The sequence below is a fragment of the Streptomyces sp. NRRL S-350 genome (assembly GCF_000719705.1).
Classification (GTDB): domain Bacteria; phylum Actinomycetota; class Actinomycetes; order Streptomycetales; family Streptomycetaceae; genus Kitasatospora.
In genome coordinates, this window is record NZ_JOHO01000010.1 from 86,642 (window position 1) to 103,425 (window position 16,784).

Sequence of the window (16,784 nt, forward strand, 5' to 3'; positions counted from 1 at the left end):
TCGATCGGGGACGGTCGGACGCCTGGGCGTCTGTCCGCGCGGGCCCCGGTCAAACGCGCGGCGGGGTTCCGGCGGCCCCGGCGGCCCAGGAGAGCAGGCGGTCGCGCGGCCAGGTGGTCACCAGGCGCTCGGGCCCGAGGCCGAGCCGGGCGGCGCGGGCGTAGCCGGAGGTGAACCAGTGCAGTTGCTCGGGTGCGTGCGCGTCGGTGTCGACGGTGAACAGGCAGCCCGACTCGGCGGCCAGCTCCAGCAGGTCGTCGGGTGGATCGCGGCGCTCGGGGCGGCAGTTGATCTCCACGGCCGTCCCGGCTCCGGCGCAGGCCGTGAAGACGGCTTCGGCGTCGAAGCGTGACGGCGGGCGGCCGCGCCCGGTGACGATCCGGCCGGTGCAGTGCCCGAGGACATTGGTGCGCGGGTTGCGGACCGCCGCCAACATCCGGGCGGTCATCGGTTCCGGATCGGAGCGCAGTTTCGAGTGCACGGAGGCCACCACCACGTCGAGCCGGGCGAGCAGTTCCGGTTCCTGGTCGAGGGAGCCGTCCTCCAGGATGTCGCACTCGATCCCGGTCAGGAGCCGGAACGGGCCGTCCTGCTCGTTCCAGGCCGCGACGGCGTCGAGTTGGTGCCGCAGCCGCTCGGGGCTCAGGCCGTGGGCGATGGTCAGCCGGGGGGAGTGGTCGGTGAGCACGGCCCAGTGGTGCCCGAGCGCGCGGGCGGCCTCGGCCATCTCCTCGAACGGGTGGCCGCCGTCGGACCAGTCGGAGTGCAGGTGGCAGTCGCCGCGCGCCGCGGCCTGCAGCTGCCACCCGGCCGCGCCGACGGGGCCCGCCTCGGCCTCCAGGCGGGCGAGGTACGGGGGTGTCGCGCCGGTGGAGGCCTGCGCGATCACCTCCGAGGTGACCGGCCCGACGCCCCGCAGCTGTCGGGCCCGGGCGGCGTCCACCGGGCCGGGCGGCAGGTCGCGGACCGCGTCGGCGGCCGTGTGGAACGCCCGGACGCGGTAGGGCGAGGCGCCGTTGAACTCCAGGAGGAAGGCGATCCGCCGCAGCGCCTCCGCGGGGTCCACGGCCGCGACCGTCTCAGGCCGCCGCGGTGGTGAGCGCCGCGAGCTCGTCCACCACGGCGGTCAGCCGGCCGCGGCGGTGCAGCGCGTGCCGCTGGCGGTCGGCCCCGGTGCCGAGCCGGTGGATCCTGGTGAGGGCGCGCTCCACCTCGGTGAGGTCCCCGGTGGCGGCGAGGCCGGGCGCGGCCCGTTCGAGCAGGCGGTCCACGAGCGCGGCCATCGGGACGTGCCGGCCGGTGAACGGGTCGATCCCGTCAGCGGACAGGCCGAAGTGGGCCGCCTGCCAGTGGGCGGCGCCGACCAGACGGGCCGGGCACGCGGGCGCCGGACGACCGGCGCCGATCTCGTCGAGCAGGACGGTGGTGAGTCCGCGCAGCAGCGCGGCGAGGAGCAGAACGGTCCGCAGATCGGCGTTGACGTCGGCGACCCGCACCTCGAGCGTCGGGACGTGTTCCGACGGCCGGGCGTACCAGTAGACCATCCTGCGGTCGAGCAGCACGCCGGACTCCACCAGGGAGGCCACCAGCGTCTCGTACTGCGCCTCGTCCAGCACCGGCGCCGGACCGACGGTCGGCCAGCGCGCCCACCGGACGGTGCGCCAGCTCGCGAAGCCGCTGTCCCGGCCCTCGGCGAACGGGGAGTTGACCGCGAGCGCCTGCACGACCGGCAGCCACGGGCGCAGGTGGTTGCCCAGTGCCAGGGCCTGGCCGCGGCTGACCGTCCCCAGGTGGACGTGACAGCCGCACATCGCGCCGCCGTAGCCGTCGACCACGTTGTCGTAGCGGGCGGCCATCGCCTGGTAGCGCGGATCGTCGGTGACCCGGCCGGGGCCCGGGGCGCTGAGCACCGGCGTGCCCGAGGCCACCAGCAGGCAGCCCGCCTCGGCGGCCGCGGCGGCGACCACGGAGCGCAGGCGGACGAGGTCGGCGCGCAGCTCCTCGAGCCGGGCGGCGGGCCGGGTGCACACCTCGACCTGGACGGGGAAGAACTCGGCCTGGACCTGGTCGCCCAGGACGGTCGAGGCGTCGGCGATGACCTGCGGCGCGCGGTCGGCGGGCAGTCGGGTGTGCCGGTCGACCAGCAGGAACTCCTCCTCGACCCCGAAGGTGAGCGGGTTCCGCTGGGCGCTGGGCCCGGGCACGGCGGCTCACCGCCCCGGAGCGGGCTCGGCGTGGACCGCCGGGCGGAGTGCGGAGCGGCTTTCCGCCGGGCGCGGCCGGCCGGGCGTGGGACTCGTCGGCGCAGCCGTGGCGGCCCGGGGGGTGACCGCGGTGCGGGGGCCCGGACGCGTGTGGTTCTGCATGACAGGCGTCTTGCCGGGCGGGCGCCGTCGAAACGTGCTCCGGCGGCCTTCCGGCCGGGGGACGCGGCGGCGTGTGGGCCGGGGCGCGGCGGGCAGGCGCGGGCCGTGCACGGCGACCAGGCGGCCCGCCCGGCGCCCCGGGACGGTCCTGCGGCGGTCCCGGGGCGGTCCCGCGGTGCCGTCGCGGCGCCGCCGGTGTCGGCGGGACCGCGGTCAGCGACCGAGCGCGTGGGCCAGCTCGCTCTTGTTCATCTTCGAACGGCCCTTGACGTTGCGGTGCTTGGCCTCGTTGTACAACTGGTCGTAGGTGGGCCCCTGGGCGCCCTGGTGCGAGCGCTTCCCGCCGCGGTGGCCGGAGGACACGTCGTCGAGGGAGCTGCGGCTCGCGGTCTTGGACTCGCCGTGCCGGGCGCGCTCCTTGTTCACCGTCCGGGCGGCGATCTCCTCGGCCCGCTTCTCGCTCTCGCCCCGGTCGAGCGCGCTGTCCTTGATGTGCTCGTACTGGCGCTCCCGCTTGGGGCTGGATCCTCGGGGCATGGCTGCCCCTCCTCTCGCACGGTGGCTGTTGCGACGGCGCGGTTACCCGGACGAACCATAAGAAAACCCCCTAAACATGAATCCACTATCGTATGTCGGGTAAAACAGATAGGGCAGCGGCCGAGAACCGATCCGGCCGCTCCAGCACCCGACCGGGTGCCACCGGGACCCGCGCTTGAAGAAGCCGGGCACAGGTCCTGGGGAAGAAGCCCCCGCGGAGTACGGACACCAGCCCGTACGCGCCGTCGGGCGGCTGCCCCGTCGCCCAGGAGAAGCCACGTGTCCATCCGACTGGAAACCGCCCACCGCGACGCCGTCACACCTCCGAGCCGACCCCCCGACCTGCCGTCGGACCTGCCGCCCCGGCCCACCGAGGCCGAACTGCGCTCCATGGGGAAGGCCGAGGCCCGCGAGCTGAGCGACGCGCTGTTCGAGCGCCTCGCCGGCCTCGCCCGGGAGACCCACGCGTACAGCTACGTCCGCGGCACGATCATCGAGCTCAACATGCCGCTGGTACGGTTCATCGCCGCCCGCTTCCGGCACCGGGCCGAGGACATGGACGACATTCTCCAGGTCGGCACCGTCGGGCTGATCAAGGCCGTCGACGGCTACGATCCGCACCGCGGCGTCGAGTTCGTCACCTACGCCATCCCGACCATCATCGGCGAGATCAAACGGTTCTTCCGCGACACCTCGTGGCCGGTGCGAGTGCCCCGCAGCATGCAGGAGCTCTACCTCACCGTCGCGCGCGGCTCGGACAAGCTGGAGCAGGAACTCGGCCGGCTGCCGCAGCCCGAGGAGATCGCCGAGGGCCTGCACCTCACCGTCGAACAGGCCACCGAAGGGCTGATGGCGGGCCGGGTCTACCGCCCCAACTCGCTGGACGCGCTGCGCGAGCAGGACACCGACGAGAGCGGCAGCGCCCTGCTCGACCGGCTCGGCAGCTGCGACCCCGGCATCGAACTCGCCGACTTCCGCACCGCGGTGCGCCCGCTGCTGGCCGACCTGCCGCTGCGCGAGCAGACCGTGCTCAAGCTCCGGTTCTGGGACGGATGCACGCAGTCGCAGATCGCCGAGCGGATCGGCGTCTCCCAGATGCATGTCTCCCGGCTGCTCACCGCAACCCTGGCGCAGCTGCGCCGACAGCTCGACGACCGCGACGCCCCCGGCTGGTCCGACGGCGCCGAGGCACCCGACTGAGCCGCCGGGCGGCGCGAAGCCCGTACGCACCACAAGCACCCTCCCCCGCGAATCCTGCTCGCGTGCCGCACGCCCGTGCGCACCCCCGCCCTGCCGGGCCGACCGAAGGAGACCTCCTTGACCACGACTGCGGCGGCGCTGTTCGACGTCGACGGCACCCTGCTCGACACGACGTACTTCCACGCCCTCGCCTGGTGGGAGGCCCTGCGCCAGTACGACCGCACGGTGCCCGCGGCCCGGGCCCACCGGGCGGTCGGCATGGGCGCCGACCAACTGCTCGACCACCTGCTCGGCGACGACCGCGACCGCGGCGACGACGAGGCGATCACGGCCGCCCACGACGCGATCTACGCGACCTACTGGCCCGTGATCACACCCCTGCCGGGCGCCGCCGACCTCCTGCGCGCCTGCGCCGCCACGGGGCGGCGGATCGTACTGGCCAGCTCCGCCTCGGAACGCGAACTCGCCGTGCTGCGCCGGGTCCTGGACGCCGACGACGTGATCGCGGCCGCCACCACCGCCGACGACGTGGCCGCGACCAAGCCCGCGCCGGACCTCGTCCGGGCCGCCCTGGACCTGGCGGGCGCGGCCCCGGAGGACACCGTCTTCGTCGGCGACACGGTCTGGGACGTCGTCGCCGCGGGCCGGGCCGGGGTGCGCTGCGTCGCCGTGGAGAGCGGCGGCTTCTCCGCCCAGGAACTCCTCGGCGCGGGCGCCGCCGAGGTCCACCGCGACACCGCCGAACTGCTGGCCGAGCTGGACCGCAGCCTGCTCGTGCACCGGCCCGGGGCGTGACGGCCGCCGCTCCCGGCTCGTCGGCCTGCGCCCGCCGCGGGCCTCCGGTCGCGTTAGCTTCCGCCCGTCGCGGGCATCCGCTCCGACGGGTCAAGGGCAGACGCGCTGCGAGGAGGCTGACGGCATGGACGGTCGGGAACAGGCGGCACCGCTCGGCGAAGGGCAGCCGGGGCGGGTGCGGGACCGGGGAGAACGGCCGGGGCGGCCGCGGGATCCGGAGGAGCCGGCGGTGGGCGGGCGGCCCGCCGCGCGCGGGCCGCTGTCGGCGGCGGTGCTCGCACTGGTGACCGCCGGACCGCCCGGCTCCGGGCGGCTGCCCGACCCGCTCCCGCCCCTCGACGACCCGTGGGGCGAGGATCACCAGCTCGCCCTGTACCTGTGCTACGAACTCCACGACCGGGGCCTGCCGGGCGTCGACCCCGGCTGGGAGTGGGATCCCGAACTCCTACGGCTACGGCGGGCGTTGGAGCAGCCCTTCCTCGCCGCCGTCCGCGCCGAGGCGGAGCCGGTGCCACCCCTGGGGGAGGCGCTGGAAGGCCTGCTGACACAGCCGCCCGACGGCACCGGCCCCTCGTACTTCCTGCTGGCCGAAGGCGACCGCCGGCACGCCCGCGAGTACCTCGTGCACCGCTCGCTCTACCACCTCAAGGAAGCGGACCCGCAGCTGTGGATGCTGCCGAGGATCCACGGGCCCGCGCAGGCCGTGCTGATGGCGGTCACGTACGACGAGTACGGCGCCGGGCGGCCGGAGCGGGCCCACTCCCTGCTGTTCGCCCGGATGATGACCGCCTTCGGCCTGGACCCGGGCTACCGGCACTACGTCGACCTGGTGCCCGCGCCGTCCCTGGCCGTGGTCAACCTGATGATGCTCTTCGGCCTGCACCGGGCGCTGCGCGGCGCCGCGGTCGGGCAGTTCGCCACCATCGAGATCACCTCCTCACCCGGCTCCGCCCGCCTGGCCAAGGCCCTGGAACGGCTCGGCGGCGGCCCGGACGGCACCCTGTTCTACCGCGAGCACGTCGAGGCGGACGCCGTCCACGAGCAACTGGTGCGCCGCGGGGTCATCGAGGAACTGGTCGCCGCCGAGCCCGAGGCCGCCGCCGACGTGGCGTTCGGCATCGCCGCCGCCGAGGTGGTCGGCGGCCGCTTCGCGGACCACCTGCTCGACCACTGGCGGGCCGGGCGCACGTCCCTGCGCTCACCCCTGCCCGACGACCCGGCCTGAGCCGGGCGCCGGCCGCCCGCGCCTGCGGTGGCTGGTGTCGCAGAACGGGTAGGTGCGGCTCCGGCGGCACGCGCACAGCGCCACCACCGGGCGTTCGGAGAGCCGCACCGAGCCGTCCGGCAGGACCACCTCCACCGGCCCCTCGACCAGCAGCGGACCGTCCGGGACGACGACCACCCGGGTCGCTTCCCGGCCGACCACCGGCGGTGTGTCCCGGTCAGCGTTCGCGGACACCGCGCACCACCACCAGTTCCTCCTCGCGCTCGCCCGGCCGGATCAGCCCGCGCCGTTCGAACAGCGCGGCCCGCGCCGTCATCACCGGCCCGAAGGACTGCCGCCGGCGCGCCGCCACGCTCGTGCGCAGCCCGGCCGCGCGCAACAGCCGGAGCGTGGCCGGGACGTCCGCGAGCGAGGACTGCACGAGCAGCAGCACGCCCCCGTCGGCGAGCAGGCCCGGGGCCGTCCGGCAGATCCGGTCCAGGACCAGCCGCCCGTCCGGCCCGGCGTCCCACGCCAGGGCGGCGCCGCGGCCGGCCGCCTGCGCGGCGGGGGTGGCGGGATCGACGGGGACGTACGGGGGATTGGCGGTGATCAGGTCGAACCGGCCGTCGGCCACCGGGGTCAGCAGGTCGCCCCGGCGCAGCCGGATCCGGCGGTGGTGCAGACGGGCGTTGAGCCAGGCGGTCGCGACGGCACGGGCGGACAGGTCCACCGCGGTGACCCGCGCTCCCGTCCGGGCCGCTTCGAGGGCGACGGCGCCCGTCCCGGTGCACAGGTCGAGGACCCGGCCGGAGGCGTCCAGCCGCTCCCGGCGCACGCACGAGGCCAGGAGCCGGGTGTCGCCCTGCGGCGGGTACACCCCGGGGGGTCGGATCAGCAGCATGTCGTGCCCCTTCCGGCCCGGCCGGGTCCTGGTGCGGCCCGGCCTCGTTCGGGACCGCCCCTTCCGGGACGGACCCGCCGGACACGCGGCTCCCCGGTCCGGCACCGGTGTTGCGGCGCGCCGGCGCACGGCGGCAGATCGGGGGCGGCGGCGGTCATGGCTCCTCCTGGACGGTCCCCGGGCGGTTGCCCCCGGTCGTGGTGGCGAAACGCCGCGCCCCGGCGGGTGCCGGTCAGCCGGCTCCCGGCAGTCGCACCTCCAGGTGGCCCGAGAGCACCCGGGACTCCAGCACCGGTTGCGGCGCGGTCGCCGGACCGTGCACCACCTCGCCGTCCCGGAGCCGGAACTCGCTGCCGTGCCACGGGCAGCGCAGGCAACCGTCGACGACGGTGCCTTCGGAGAGCGGCCCGGACAGGTGACTGCAGCGCTCGGCCAGCACGTGGCACTGCTCCCCGTCCCGGACGACGACCAGGGCCAGCTCGCCGGTCGTCCGGCGCACGGGCCGACCGTCCGGGAAGTCCTCCAGCGGGCCGAGCCCGACCCAGTCCGCCGGTGCCAGCCGGGGGACGGCGGCGGCCCGGTCGGGGCCGGCGGCCTGCCGGTAGGCCAGGTGGCCCCCGAGCGCCGCCCCGACCGAGACGGCGGTCAACCCGGCCAGGCCGAGCAGCCTGCCCCGGGCCCGGTGTCCCCGGCAGCGGGCCAGCAGCGATGCCGCGTACAGCAGCACCCCGGTGGTGTTGGAGAGCGCGTGCACCAGACCGGTGCGGCGGCGCGGCGGATCGAGCCGGGCCCAGTCCACCCAGCCGGTGAGCGCGGCGGGCCCGGCGGCCAGCAGCCCGGCCGCCACCAGGGCGCTCGCCGACCGGCGCCCACCCGGGGTGAAGTCCAGCAGGGCGGCCGACGTCCAGCAGCCGAGCGGGAACTGGACCAGGGCCGGGTGGAGCGGATGGCCGAGCCACACGCCGTGCAGGGCGTCGCGGTACGGGCCGAGCGGCAGGGCCTCGGCGGCGTCGGCGAGCGGCTGGCCCGGGGCGTCGAGGAAGTCCCAGTGCTCGGGTGCGTCCAGGGCGCGGCGCAGGCGGCGGGACCAGCTTTGGCTGTGCAGGCGTGAGATGTCCATACCGGGCGGCTAGCCGGACACCGGCGCGCCAAACCACGCGTCCGGGTGAGCCGGGGCCCGGCCGGCGCCCCGGCGGGACGGTTACGCCGGCACCAGGCGGGCAGACGCGCGGACGGCCGGGAAGCGCCCGGTCGGTACCCAGCGAGGAGGCTCGGATGAGCATCGTGAAGGAGTCGGTCGACGTCGACGTCCCGCTGCACACCGCCTACAACCAGTGGACCCAGTTCGAGGAGTTCCCGCGCTTCATGGAGGGCGTCGACTCGGTGACCCAGGTGGACGACACCCACAACCACTGGCGCACCAGCATCGGCGGTGTCACCCGCGAGTTCGACACCGAGATCGTCGACCAGCTGCCCGACGAGCGGATCGCCTGGCGGACCACCGACGGCGAGGTGGACCAGAAGGGCGTCGTGACCTTCCAGCGGCTCGACGAGAACCACACCCGGGTCAACATGGCCATCGACTTCCGGCCCGGGGGCATGGTCGAGAAGGCCGGTGACGCGATGGGCATGGTCGACCGGAGGGTCAAGGGGGACCTGAAGCGGTTCAAGGAGTTCATCGAGGAGCGCGGCCGGGAGGAAGGCGGCTGGCGGGGCAGGGTCAGCCCGGGCTGACCCCTCCGCCGGAGCCCCCGAGCCCGGTTCGACCCGTCGGCCCCCCAGCCCGACCGGGCGGGGGGCCGATGCGTGCCCGCGGCCGTCGGCGCGCACGGGCCGACGGACCGGCGCGGGGCCGTCCTGGCGGGCCGGTGCTGCGCGGCGGAGGGGGGAGCTCAGCGCCGGAGCACGAGCTCGGCGGCCTGCTCGGGCCCGTCCGCGGTCCGGCAGGTGGTCAGGGTGCAGGGCGGGCACCCGGTCGTCGTCGGCGCCGCCGCCTCGGGCACGCGGATCGCGTGCGCGCCGGCCGCCAGGGCGGCGCCGATCACCGCGTCGCTGCAGCCGATCACCGTGACCCTCGCGGGCGGCAGGCCGAGCGCCCGGCAGGCCGCCGTCACCAGCGTCGGGGCCGGCATCCGGCAGGGGCAGCCCTGGTGTGGGCCGTGCGGGCAGACCGCCCAGACGTCGAGCGGGCCCAGCAGCGCCTCCGCCCGGGACTGGACGGCCTCGACCTGGCCCGGCCCGAGCAGGCCGCGGGCGACGCCCGGCTGGTTGCTCACCACACCGAGCGCGAAACCGGCCGCGCGCAGCGCCGCGAGCGCCGCCCGGACACCCGCCATCGGGCGGACCATCGCGGGGTCGCCGTTGCAGGTGACGTCCTGGAGGAGCGTCCCGTCGCGGCCGAACAGCACGACCCCCGCCGGGAGACCGGCGGCGGCCCCGCCGGGCCGGACGAACAGCCACGGCCCGGGCCGGTCGTGCGGACCGGGCGGCTGGGACTGCGGACCGGACGGCTGGGACTGCGGAACGGTCGGTACGGGCTCTGCGAGGTACGCCATGCCCCTGCGGCTTGCCGCCGCGAGCCGTGCCAAACAGGCGAGCCGTGCCGAACATGGGACTGCGGAACAGGGGCGTGCGGAACAGGGGCGTGCGGAACAGGCGCCGGCGGGACGACCGTCGGCGGAACGGCCGGAACGGGCAGGTCGCACCGGGTCGGGGCCCCGCAACTCCCTGCCGGACGGCGGGCGTTTGAGCCCGCGGCGCCCGGGGACACGCCCGGGGCGACGGGCCGGCCGTCGAAGAGGAACCCGCCGAAGAGGAGGCGAGCGAGCGATGTCGAACGATGCCATCGTCCTGCTGCGGGAGGACCACAAGGAAGTCCGCCGCCTGTTCCGCGAGTACCGGGCGCTCGTCGCGAGCGACGACCAGGACGGCAGCGGCGACGGCGGCGGCGACAGCGACGGCAAGGGCGACGGCGGTGCCGCGCAGGAGCGGCGCGAGACCGTCGGACGGATCGTCGAGGCGCTGACCGTCCACACCTACCTGGAGGACGAACTGTTCTACCCCAGGGCCCGCCAGGAGGTGCCCGGGCTCGCCGGGACCATGGACCGCGCCAAGCAGGAGCACCACGTCGCCGACCTGCTCTGCGAGGAGCTGAGCCGGATGACCCCCGACGACGAAGGCTACGACGCCAAGGCCGCCGTCCTCATCGACGCCGTCGAGCGGCACATCGAGGAGGAGGAGGGCGACTGGTTCCCGCAGGTCAGGGCCGCCCTCGGCCGCAAGGAACTGCAGGAGATCGGCGAGCGGATGCGGGCCGTGCGGGAGACCGCGCCGCACCAGCCGACCGGCGGCGGCATGCTGCACCGCATCGCCGACGCCCTGGAGGACTGACCCTCGGACGCGGCTCCGGCCGGGAGGTGTGACATGCGGGACCGGGTGGACCGGATCGCCGATCCGTGGGGTGACCGCACCCCCTACGCCCCGGGCCGGCGCTGGCCGGCCCGGGTCGACGCGTTCCTGGAGCCGGGCGTCACCGCCGACGCGGTGCAGCGGTGGGTGCCGACCGCGTCGCTGCTGCACTCCAACGGGGACGCCATGGACGTCGCCGTGGTCGACGGCCGGATCGTCGGCGTGCGCGGGCGGGCCGCGGACCGGGTGAACCGGGGCCGGCTCGGGCCCAAGGACCTGTTCGCCTGGCAGGCCAACCGCGCGGGCGACCGACTGACGCGCCCGCTGCTGCGCCGCGGCGGCCGCCTGGTCGAGACCGTCTGGGACACCGCCATGGGCGCCGTGGTCGCGCGGTCCGAGGAACTGCTGCGCGAGCGGGGCCCGGGCTCCATCGGCTTCTACACCAGCGGGCAGCTCTTCCTGGAGGAGTACTACACGCTGGCGGTGATCGCCCGGGCCGGCATCGGCACCAACCACCTGGACGGCAACACCCGGCTGTGCACCGCGACGGCCGCCGAGGCGCTGAAGGAGACCTTCGGCTGCGACGGCCAGCCCGCCTCCTACACCGACGTCGACCACTGCGACACGCTGGCGCTGTTCGGCCACAACATGGCCGAGACCCAGCCGGTGCTGTGGATGCGCGTCCTGGACCGGCTGGCGGGCGCCGAACCGCCCCGGCTGGTGTGCGTCGACCCGCGGCCGACCCCGGTCGCCCGCCGCGCCACCGTCCACCTCGCCCCGCGCATCGGGACCAACGTGGCCCTGCTCAACGCCCTGCTGCACGAGATCATCCGCACCGACCGCGTCGACCGGGACTTCGTCGAACGCCACACCGTCGGCTTCGACGAACTCGCCGAGCGGGTCTCCGGGTGCACCCCGGCCTGGGCCGCCGGGGTGTGCGACGTGCCCGCCCGCCGGATCACGCAGGCCGCGGAGGTCCTGGGCGACGCCGAGCGGCTGCTGTCCACCGTGCTGCAGGGCGTCTACCAGTCCCACCAGGCCACCGCCGCGGCCTGCCAGGTCAACAACCTGCAGCTGATCCGCGGCATGCTCGGACGCCCCGGCTGCGGGGTGCTGCAGATGAACGGGCAGCCGACCGCCGAGAACACCCGCGAATGCGGCGCCGACGGCGACCTGCCCGGCTTCCGGAACTGGGAGAACGAGCAGCACGTCGCCGACCTCGCGCGGGTCTGGAACGTCGAGCCGTCCCGGATCCCGCACTACGCGCCGCCCACCCCCGCGATGCAGATCTTCCGGTACGCCGAACAGGGCACCATCGGCCTGCTGTGGATCTCCGGCACCAACCCCGCCGTCTCCCTCCCGGACCTCGACCGCATCCGCGGCATCCTCGACCGGGAAAGCCTGTTCACCGTCGTCCAGGACCTCTACCTCACCGAGACCGCCCGGTTCGCGGACGTCGTCCTGCCCGCCGCGACCTGGGCGGAGAAGACCGGCACCTTCACCAACGCCGACCGCACCGTCCACCTCTCCGAGCAGGCCGTCGAACCGCCCGGCGACGCCCGGCCGGACCTGGACGTCTTCCTCGACTACGCCCGCCGGATGGACTTCCGCGACAAGGACGACCGCCCGCTGGTGCACTGGCACGACGCGCGGTCCGCCTTCGAGGCCTGGCAGGAGTGCAGCCGCGGCCGGCCCTGCGACTACACGGGGCTCAGCTACGAACTGCTGCGCGCCGCCGGCGGCATCCAGTGGCCCTGCACCGCCGAGGCGCCCGGAGGCACCGAACGGCTCTACACCGACGGCATCGACTGGGCCGCGCCGGACACCTGCGAGACGTACGGCAAGGACCTCGTCACCGGCGCCTCCGTCTCCGAGACCGAGTACCGCGCCCTCAACCCGGACGGCAAGGCCGTGCTCAAGGCCGCCGAGTACCTGCCCCCGCACGAGGACACCGACGACGACCACCCGCTCCAACTGACCACCGGCCGCACCCTCTACCACTTCCACACCCGCACCAAGACCGGCCGGACCCCTCAGCTGGACGCCGCCGCGCCCGACGTGTGGGTGGAACTGTCCGCCGCCGAGGCGTCGGCGCGGGACCTCGGCGAGGGAGACCTGGTCGAGGTCACCAGCCCCCGCGGCTCGGTGCGCGGCCGCCTCCGGCTCACCGGCATCCGCGACGGCCTGGTGTTCCTGCCCTTCCACTACGGCTACTGGGACACCCCGGCGGGGAGCCGGCCCGGCGCGGGCGGCGGGCGGGCCGCCAACGAGACCACGATCAGCGACTGGGATCCGGTCTCGAAACAGCCCCTGTTCAAGACCGCCGCCGCGCGGCTCACCCTCGTCGAACGCGCCGACGGCCACCGCGCCCCGGCGCCCACCACCACGGCCTCCGCCCCCGCCGACCCCGCCGCAGCCCCGCCCACCACCGGCGGCCCCGACGCCGTCGCCACCCAGACCGCCGACCAGGAGGAGGACCGGCCGTGAGCGGCATCACCGTCACCCTGCACGCCCTGCACGACGGCGAACGCCGCCTCGAACGGAACCTGCTCGCCGCGGCCGAGCGGCACCGGGCCGACCACGAAGTCCACCACGTCGCCACCGACCTCGCCCGGTGGTCCCACGAGCACACCCGCCGGATCGCCGACGCCGCCCGCCGGCACGGGCTCGACCTCTCCGGCCCCGACGGCGGCCCGGCCCCGGGGCCGCTCGCCGCCCCGCCCGGCAAGGCCGCCGAAACGCTCGGCGCCCGCGAACCCGCCTTGTTCCTGCTCGACGACCTGCGGGACCTCCACCTGGCCGCCACCGCGAACTCCCTGCACTGGGAGATGCTCGCGCAGGTGGCGCAGGCCACCGGGACGCCCCGCTGCTCGCGCTCGCCACCGACTGCCACCCGCAGACCCTGCGGCAGATGCGCTGGAGCAACACCATGATCAAGACGCTGGCGCCGCAGCTGCTCGGCAGCGTCTGAGCACCGCTGCGGCGCCGGGTCGCGGAGCCCAGGCGCAGGTCACCACCGGTACCAGCGCCGGCCGCTGCCGCGGGAGCCACCGGAGAACACGAAGCCCAGGAGCCAGACCACCAGCACGGCGAGCGCGATCCACCAGAGGGCGTGCAGCAAGAACCCCAGACCGCCGAGCAGGATGACCAACAGCAGGACGAGGACGAGGATCAGCATGGGAATCGGCCTCCCGTGAATCGAAGGGTGCTCGGCCACGGCGTGTGCCCAGGGCGCCCCGCTCCATGCGTGGAGCGTGCCCGGTGGAGACCGTCGATTTCCCATCCCGGTGACTTCCGCGTAGTGTCGTGTTCACCGACGCGGGGTGGAGCAGCTCGGTAGCTCGCTGGGCTCATAACCCAGAGGTCGCAGGTTCAAATCCTGTCCCCGCTACGAACAGAAGCCGGGGCTGACGCAGATGCGCGTCGGCCCCGGCTTCGTCGTCGTGACCGGCGGCGCCCGGAGCGAGAGCCAGGGGCGGCGGGTGATGACCTCGCCCGCTCGGGGAGGAATGGCACTGACCCGGTCGATCACCGCAGGGCCGGCAGCTCTCCCCGGTGGTCCGGACCTTGGCGCCGGCTCGCGCCGCGGTCCGGACCTGGTGCCGGGTGGGCAGGTGGAGGCACGCCGGGTGCCGGTGGACGATCAGGTACCGTCCGACCTCGTCGGCGGATGCCCTGGTGCGGACCGTCCCGAACCTGGACCCCTGCCCTGACTCCCACCCGGCGTCCCGCACCCGTGTTCAGTGGCGGAGTGCGTCGCCCGTGGGTGCGTGGCCGACGGCCGGGGTGGGAGTGGATGCCGCTGCGGTGCCCGTGGTGGTGCAGGCGGTGCCGTTGAGGACGAAGGTGCCGGGTGCGGTGTCAACGCCGGAGTAGGCGCCGTTGAAGCCGATGGTGGTGGAGCCCCCGGTGGGCAGGGAAGCGTTCCATCCGACGTCCTTGACGGTGACCGCGGCGCCGGTCTGCGACCAGGTGCCGTTCCAGCCCTGGGTGACCTTCTGGTTGCCGGGGAAGGTGAATCCGAGGGTCCAGCCGTTGACCGGTGCCGCCTGGTTGGTGATCTTCACGTTCGCGGTGAAGCCGGTGCCCCAGTCGTTGCCGAGCTGGTAGGCGACGGTGCAGCCGCTCGTCGTGGCCGGGCCGGTGGTGACCTGGAGCGGAGCCGACGGCGGTGAGCTGCGGCCCGCGGTGTCGGTGGCCACGACGCGGAACGTGTAGGCGGTGGCCGGGGTGAGGCCGGTGACGGTGGCGGTGGTCGTCGACGCGGGGACGGTGGCCAGCGGCGCCGTGGTGGCCGGGTCGCCGGCGTAGACGCGGTAGTCCGCCAGGGGGGAGGCGCCGGGGGTGGCGGCCGGCCAGGTCAGTGTCACGCGGTCGGGGCCGGTTGTCGAGGCCGTCGGAGTGCCGGGTGCCGAGGGCGGGGTGGCCTGGGCCGAACCGGCGGGCACGACGTACTCGGTGATGGAGTACGCCGGGAAGGTCGCGCTGAAGGAGCCGCCGCCCAGCGGCTGATCGGCCGGGTGCTGGATCGCGCTCTGGTCGGCCTGGCCGTAGCGGTAGACCTGCGCCGCTGCCGGGAGCGCGGAGCTTGCGGACAGGGAGACGGGCGCGGTCAGGTCGCCGGTGGTCTTGTTGATCACCATGACCGTGGTCGCGTGGTCGCTGCTGCGCTCGGCCGCGTACACCGACAGCTTGTCCTGGTCGGCGCTCGCGGCCTTGACGGAGGTGTCGCCGAAGGCGCCGCCCCGGCCGTCGTAGTTCAGGAACATGCGGAAGGCGTGGGCTCCGGGGTCGCTCGCTTTCGGAGGGGACCACAGGGTGGCGAGGTCCAGCCCCTCGCGTCCGAAGATCCCGAGCACGTCGGCCTCGGCCAGGCCGCCGTCGATGTGGTCCAGGGCGCCCCAGTTGTACTCCGAGACGGCCAGTTTCGTTCCCGGGTAGTTCTGGTCGACCAGGGAGCGCATGCGGGGGACGAACTGGATCGGCTGGTTGATCCAGCTCTCGTCGACGTAGGAGGGATCCCACAACTGCCGGGTGGAACGCAGCCGCAGGGCCTGCGTCGCCGCGTCGTCCGCGCTGCCGGACACCCCGGACTGCTGCGGGTAGATGTGCTCGTCGAAGTAGTCCAGGATCCGCCGCCCGTGGGTCTGCTCGTAGGCCTTCATCTGCTGCAGGTACCACGGGGCGAACTGCACGCCGCCGTGCGCGGCGGTGTCCGGCGGGTTCGACCAGCAGCTGCCGCCCTGCCGGCCGCACACCTGCTGGTCCAGGCCGGAGTAGATCAGCGAGTTGAAGCCCCAGCCGACCGGGCCGAGGGTCTGCGCGGCCGGGTCGGCGTCCTTGACGGCCGCGGCGGTGGCGTAGGTGCTGTCGCGCATCTCGTCGTAGCCGGCCCCGACCGGGTGGACGTCGCGGTGCGTACCGGACCACAGGTCCGGTTCGTTGTCCAGGTCGTAGAAGCGCACCCCGCCGCCGTCCGCGGGGCCGTAGGTGCTCTTGAGGTACTGCACCCAGCCCTTGACGAAGTCCGGGCCCGCGGGCGTGCTGGTCTCGGCCGGATCGTTGCCCGTGACCAGGGTGCCGTCGGGCTTCTTGCCGTTGCCGCAGTCCGGCCGCCACTGGGCGTCGGTTTCCTGCTGAGGTCCGTACTTGGCGACGCTGAACCCGCAGCCGCCGTCGCGGCCGGCCGCGGTCCAGCCGGTCATCGGCACGGTCATCAGCGTGTCGGTGCCCGTCCGGTGGTTCTGGTCGACGAACTTGTCGGCCTGTGATCCGGCGGGCAGGGCCGCGGGGTCGTTGCTGTAGTGCAGGTCCTCGAAGTACCAGTCGGACCCGGCGTTGTACGCGTCGAGCTTGTAGTTGTACCGGCTGGTGGCGTTCCCGCCCCAGCGGCCCGTCGGCAGACGCAGTTCCTTGGCCAGTGCCTCGTCGGGGAAGTTCATGCCGTAGATGTGGGGGTCGATGGCGTGCCGTCCACTGGTGGCGTCCACGGTGATCGCCGGGCCCGCGGCGGCAGCGGCCGCCCGCACCGACCGTCCGGGCCCGGGGGCGGCGGCCTGTGCCGCCCCGGCGCCGGCCAGCAACACCGCGAATGCCGCCAGGGCGGCCGCCTTACGTGTCGTACGCATGGTCTCCTTCTCAGCAGCCGGCAGCGCGGCCGGTACGACCCGCAACACCCGAAGGGGCGCGATCGGCACGTACCGCGGGCAGCACCGCGGCCTTGGGTGGGGGATGGAATGACCGCGCTGTGGGAACCGGGCTCTCGCCGGCCGGCGGGCGGGCGAGACAGGGCACTGCGACCGGCGATGGCGCTGCCCGGCCGGCGGTGCGTCTCCTCAACTTGCCTCGAAGTAAGGCCGATTGATATATG

General features: G+C 74.7%; 15 protein-coding genes, 1 tRNA gene and 1 pseudogene. 8 read left to right on the forward strand and 9 right to left on the reverse strand.

Annotation, left to right across the window (positions count from 1 at the left end):
• Positions 1 to 49 precede the first annotated feature (49 nt).
• From IF30_RS0112135 to IF30_RS0112145, 3 genes are all read right to left on the reverse strand, one after another.
• Positions 50 to 1,066, reverse strand: coding sequence for a PHP domain-containing protein (locus IF30_RS0112135; protein ID WP_030236141.1), 1,017 nt, complete (start codon positions 1,064 to 1,066; stop codon positions 50 to 52).
• A 13-nt stretch (positions 1,067 to 1,079) separates the two neighbouring features.
• Complete coding sequence (locus IF30_RS0112140) at positions 1,080 to 2,204, reverse strand: carboxylate-amine ligase (protein WP_030236145.1); 1,125 nt, start codon at positions 2,202 to 2,204, stop codon at positions 1,080 to 1,082.
• A 375-nt stretch (positions 2,205 to 2,579) separates the two neighbouring features.
• Complete coding sequence (locus IF30_RS0112145; protein ID WP_030236146.1) at positions 2,580 to 2,903, reverse strand: hypothetical protein; 324 nt, start codon at positions 2,901 to 2,903, stop codon at positions 2,580 to 2,582.
• Between the two features lie 279 nt (positions 2,904 to 3,182).
• On the opposite strand from IF30_RS0112145, the gene IF30_RS0112150 reads away from it, so the two are divergent.
• From IF30_RS0112150 to IF30_RS0112160, 3 genes are all read left to right on the forward strand, one after another.
• Positions 3,183 to 4,103 (forward strand): SigB/SigF/SigG family RNA polymerase sigma factor, encoded by a 921-nt coding sequence (locus IF30_RS0112150; RefSeq protein WP_063752601.1) that lies wholly within the window; start codon positions 3,183 to 3,185, stop codon positions 4,101 to 4,103.
• A gap of 117 nt (positions 4,104 to 4,220) precedes the next feature.
• Entirely contained in the window at positions 4,221 to 4,898 is a 678-nt protein-coding gene (locus tag IF30_RS0112155) for an HAD family hydrolase (protein ID WP_030236150.1), read from the forward strand.
• A 124-nt stretch (positions 4,899 to 5,022) separates the two neighbouring features.
• Positions 5,023 to 6,123: an iron-containing redox enzyme family protein gene (locus IF30_RS0112160; protein ID WP_078891338.1), complete on the forward strand. Its 1,101-nt coding sequence runs from the start codon at positions 5,023 to 5,025 to the stop codon at positions 6,121 to 6,123.
• Here IF30_RS0112160 and IF30_RS0112165 read toward each other — a convergent pair.
• From IF30_RS0112165 to IF30_RS0112175, 3 genes are all read right to left on the reverse strand, one after another.
• Positions 6,097 to 6,357, reverse strand: coding sequence for a CDGSH iron-sulfur domain-containing protein (locus IF30_RS0112165; protein WP_234322684.1), 261 nt, complete (start codon positions 6,355 to 6,357; stop codon positions 6,097 to 6,099). The genes IF30_RS0112160 and IF30_RS0112165 overlap by 27 nt on opposite strands.
• Entirely contained in the window at positions 6,341 to 7,006 is a 666-nt protein-coding gene (locus IF30_RS0112170; protein ID WP_030236155.1) for a HemK2/MTQ2 family protein methyltransferase, read from the reverse strand. The genes IF30_RS0112165 and IF30_RS0112170 overlap by 17 nt, the downstream gene beginning before the upstream one ends.
• Positions 7,007 to 7,238: 232 nt before the next feature.
• The gene (locus tag IF30_RS0112175) at positions 7,239 to 8,126 is read right to left on the reverse strand and encodes a Rieske 2Fe-2S domain-containing protein (protein ID WP_051709985.1); all 888 of its coding nucleotides are present in this window, start codon (positions 8,124 to 8,126) and stop codon (positions 7,239 to 7,241) included.
• A 155-nt stretch (positions 8,127 to 8,281) separates the two neighbouring features.
• On the opposite strand from IF30_RS0112175, the gene IF30_RS0112180 reads away from it, so the two are divergent.
• Complete coding sequence (locus tag IF30_RS0112180) at positions 8,282 to 8,740, forward strand: SRPBCC family protein (protein WP_030236159.1); 459 nt, start codon at positions 8,282 to 8,284, stop codon at positions 8,738 to 8,740.
• A gap of 158 nt (positions 8,741 to 8,898) precedes the next feature.
• On the opposite strand, the gene IF30_RS43435 is transcribed toward IF30_RS0112180, so the two are convergent.
• On the reverse strand, positions 8,899 to 9,561 hold the full coding sequence (locus tag IF30_RS43435) for an HAD-IIIA family hydrolase (protein WP_051709987.1): 663 nt from the start codon (positions 9,559 to 9,561) through the stop codon (positions 8,899 to 8,901).
• A gap of 274 nt (positions 9,562 to 9,835) precedes the next feature.
• Here IF30_RS43435 and IF30_RS0112190 point away from each other — a divergent pair, with 274 nt between their 5' ends.
• The 3 genes and pseudogenes from IF30_RS0112190 (at position 9,836) to IF30_RS46560 (ending at position 13,385) form a co-directional block, all read left to right on the forward strand.
• On the forward strand, positions 9,836 to 10,396 hold the full coding sequence (locus IF30_RS0112190) for a hemerythrin domain-containing protein (RefSeq protein ID WP_030236162.1): 561 nt from the start codon (positions 9,836 to 9,838) through the stop codon (positions 10,394 to 10,396).
• A 33-nt stretch (positions 10,397 to 10,429) separates the two neighbouring features.
• Complete coding sequence (locus tag IF30_RS0112195) at positions 10,430 to 12,901, forward strand: molybdopterin oxidoreductase family protein (protein ID WP_030236164.1); 2,472 nt, start codon at positions 10,430 to 10,432, stop codon at positions 12,899 to 12,901.
• A pseudogene (locus tag IF30_RS46560) lies at positions 12,898 to 13,385 on the forward strand (hypothetical protein). Before IF30_RS0112195 ends, IF30_RS46560 begins: the two are co-directional and overlap by 4 nt.
• 39 nt (positions 13,386 to 13,424) lie before the next feature.
• On the opposite strand, the gene IF30_RS0112205 reads toward IF30_RS46560, so the two are convergent.
• Entirely contained in the window at positions 13,425 to 13,592 is a 168-nt protein-coding gene (locus tag IF30_RS0112205; RefSeq protein ID WP_030236166.1) for a hypothetical protein, read from the reverse strand.
• 139 nt (positions 13,593 to 13,731) lie between these two features.
• Between IF30_RS0112205 and IF30_RS0112210 the strand changes: the two genes are divergently transcribed.
• Positions 13,732 to 13,805 (forward strand) — tRNA-Met (locus tag IF30_RS0112210).
• 349 nt (positions 13,806 to 14,154) lie between these two features.
• On the opposite strand, the gene IF30_RS50560 is transcribed toward IF30_RS0112210, so the two are convergent.
• Positions 14,155 to 16,542, reverse strand: a complete 2,388-nt coding sequence (locus tag IF30_RS50560; protein WP_030236167.1) for a glycoside hydrolase family 44 protein — start codon at positions 16,540 to 16,542, stop codon at positions 14,155 to 14,157.
• Between the last annotated feature and the right edge of the window lie 242 nt (positions 16,543 to 16,784).

Bases quoted from the DNA above. Each gene is read 5' to 3' on its own strand.
- IF30_RS0112145 (WP_030236146.1), bottom strand. From the start codon at position 2,903: ATGCCCCGAGGATCCAGCCCCAAGCGGGAGCGCCAGTACGAGCACATC.
- IF30_RS0112160 (WP_078891338.1), top strand. From the start codon at position 5,023: ATGGACGGTCGGGAACAGGCGGCACCGCTCGGCGAAGGGCAGCCGGGG.
- IF30_RS0112170 (WP_030236155.1), bottom strand. From the start codon at position 7,006: ATGCTGCTGATCCGACCCCCCGGGGTGTACCCGCCGCAGGGCGACACC.
- IF30_RS0112175 (WP_051709985.1), bottom strand. From the start codon at position 8,126: ATGGACATCTCACGCCTGCACAGCCAAAGCTGGTCCCGCCGCCTGCGC.
- IF30_RS0112180 (WP_030236159.1), top strand. From the start codon at position 8,282: ATGAGCATCGTGAAGGAGTCGGTCGACGTCGACGTCCCGCTGCACACC.
- IF30_RS43435 (WP_051709987.1), bottom strand. From the start codon at position 9,561: ATGGCGTACCTCGCAGAGCCCGTACCGACCGTTCCGCAGTCCCAGCCG.
- IF30_RS0112190 (WP_030236162.1), top strand. From the start codon at position 9,836: ATGTCGAACGATGCCATCGTCCTGCTGCGGGAGGACCACAAGGAAGTC.
- IF30_RS0112195 (WP_030236164.1), top strand. From the start codon at position 10,430: ATGCGGGACCGGGTGGACCGGATCGCCGATCCGTGGGGTGACCGCACC.
- IF30_RS0112205 (WP_030236166.1), bottom strand. From the start codon at position 13,592: ATGCTGATCCTCGTCCTCGTCCTGCTGTTGGTCATCCTGCTCGGCGGT.
- IF30_RS50560 (WP_030236167.1), bottom strand. From the start codon at position 16,542: ATGCGTACGACACGTAAGGCGGCCGCCCTGGCGGCATTCGCGGTGTTG.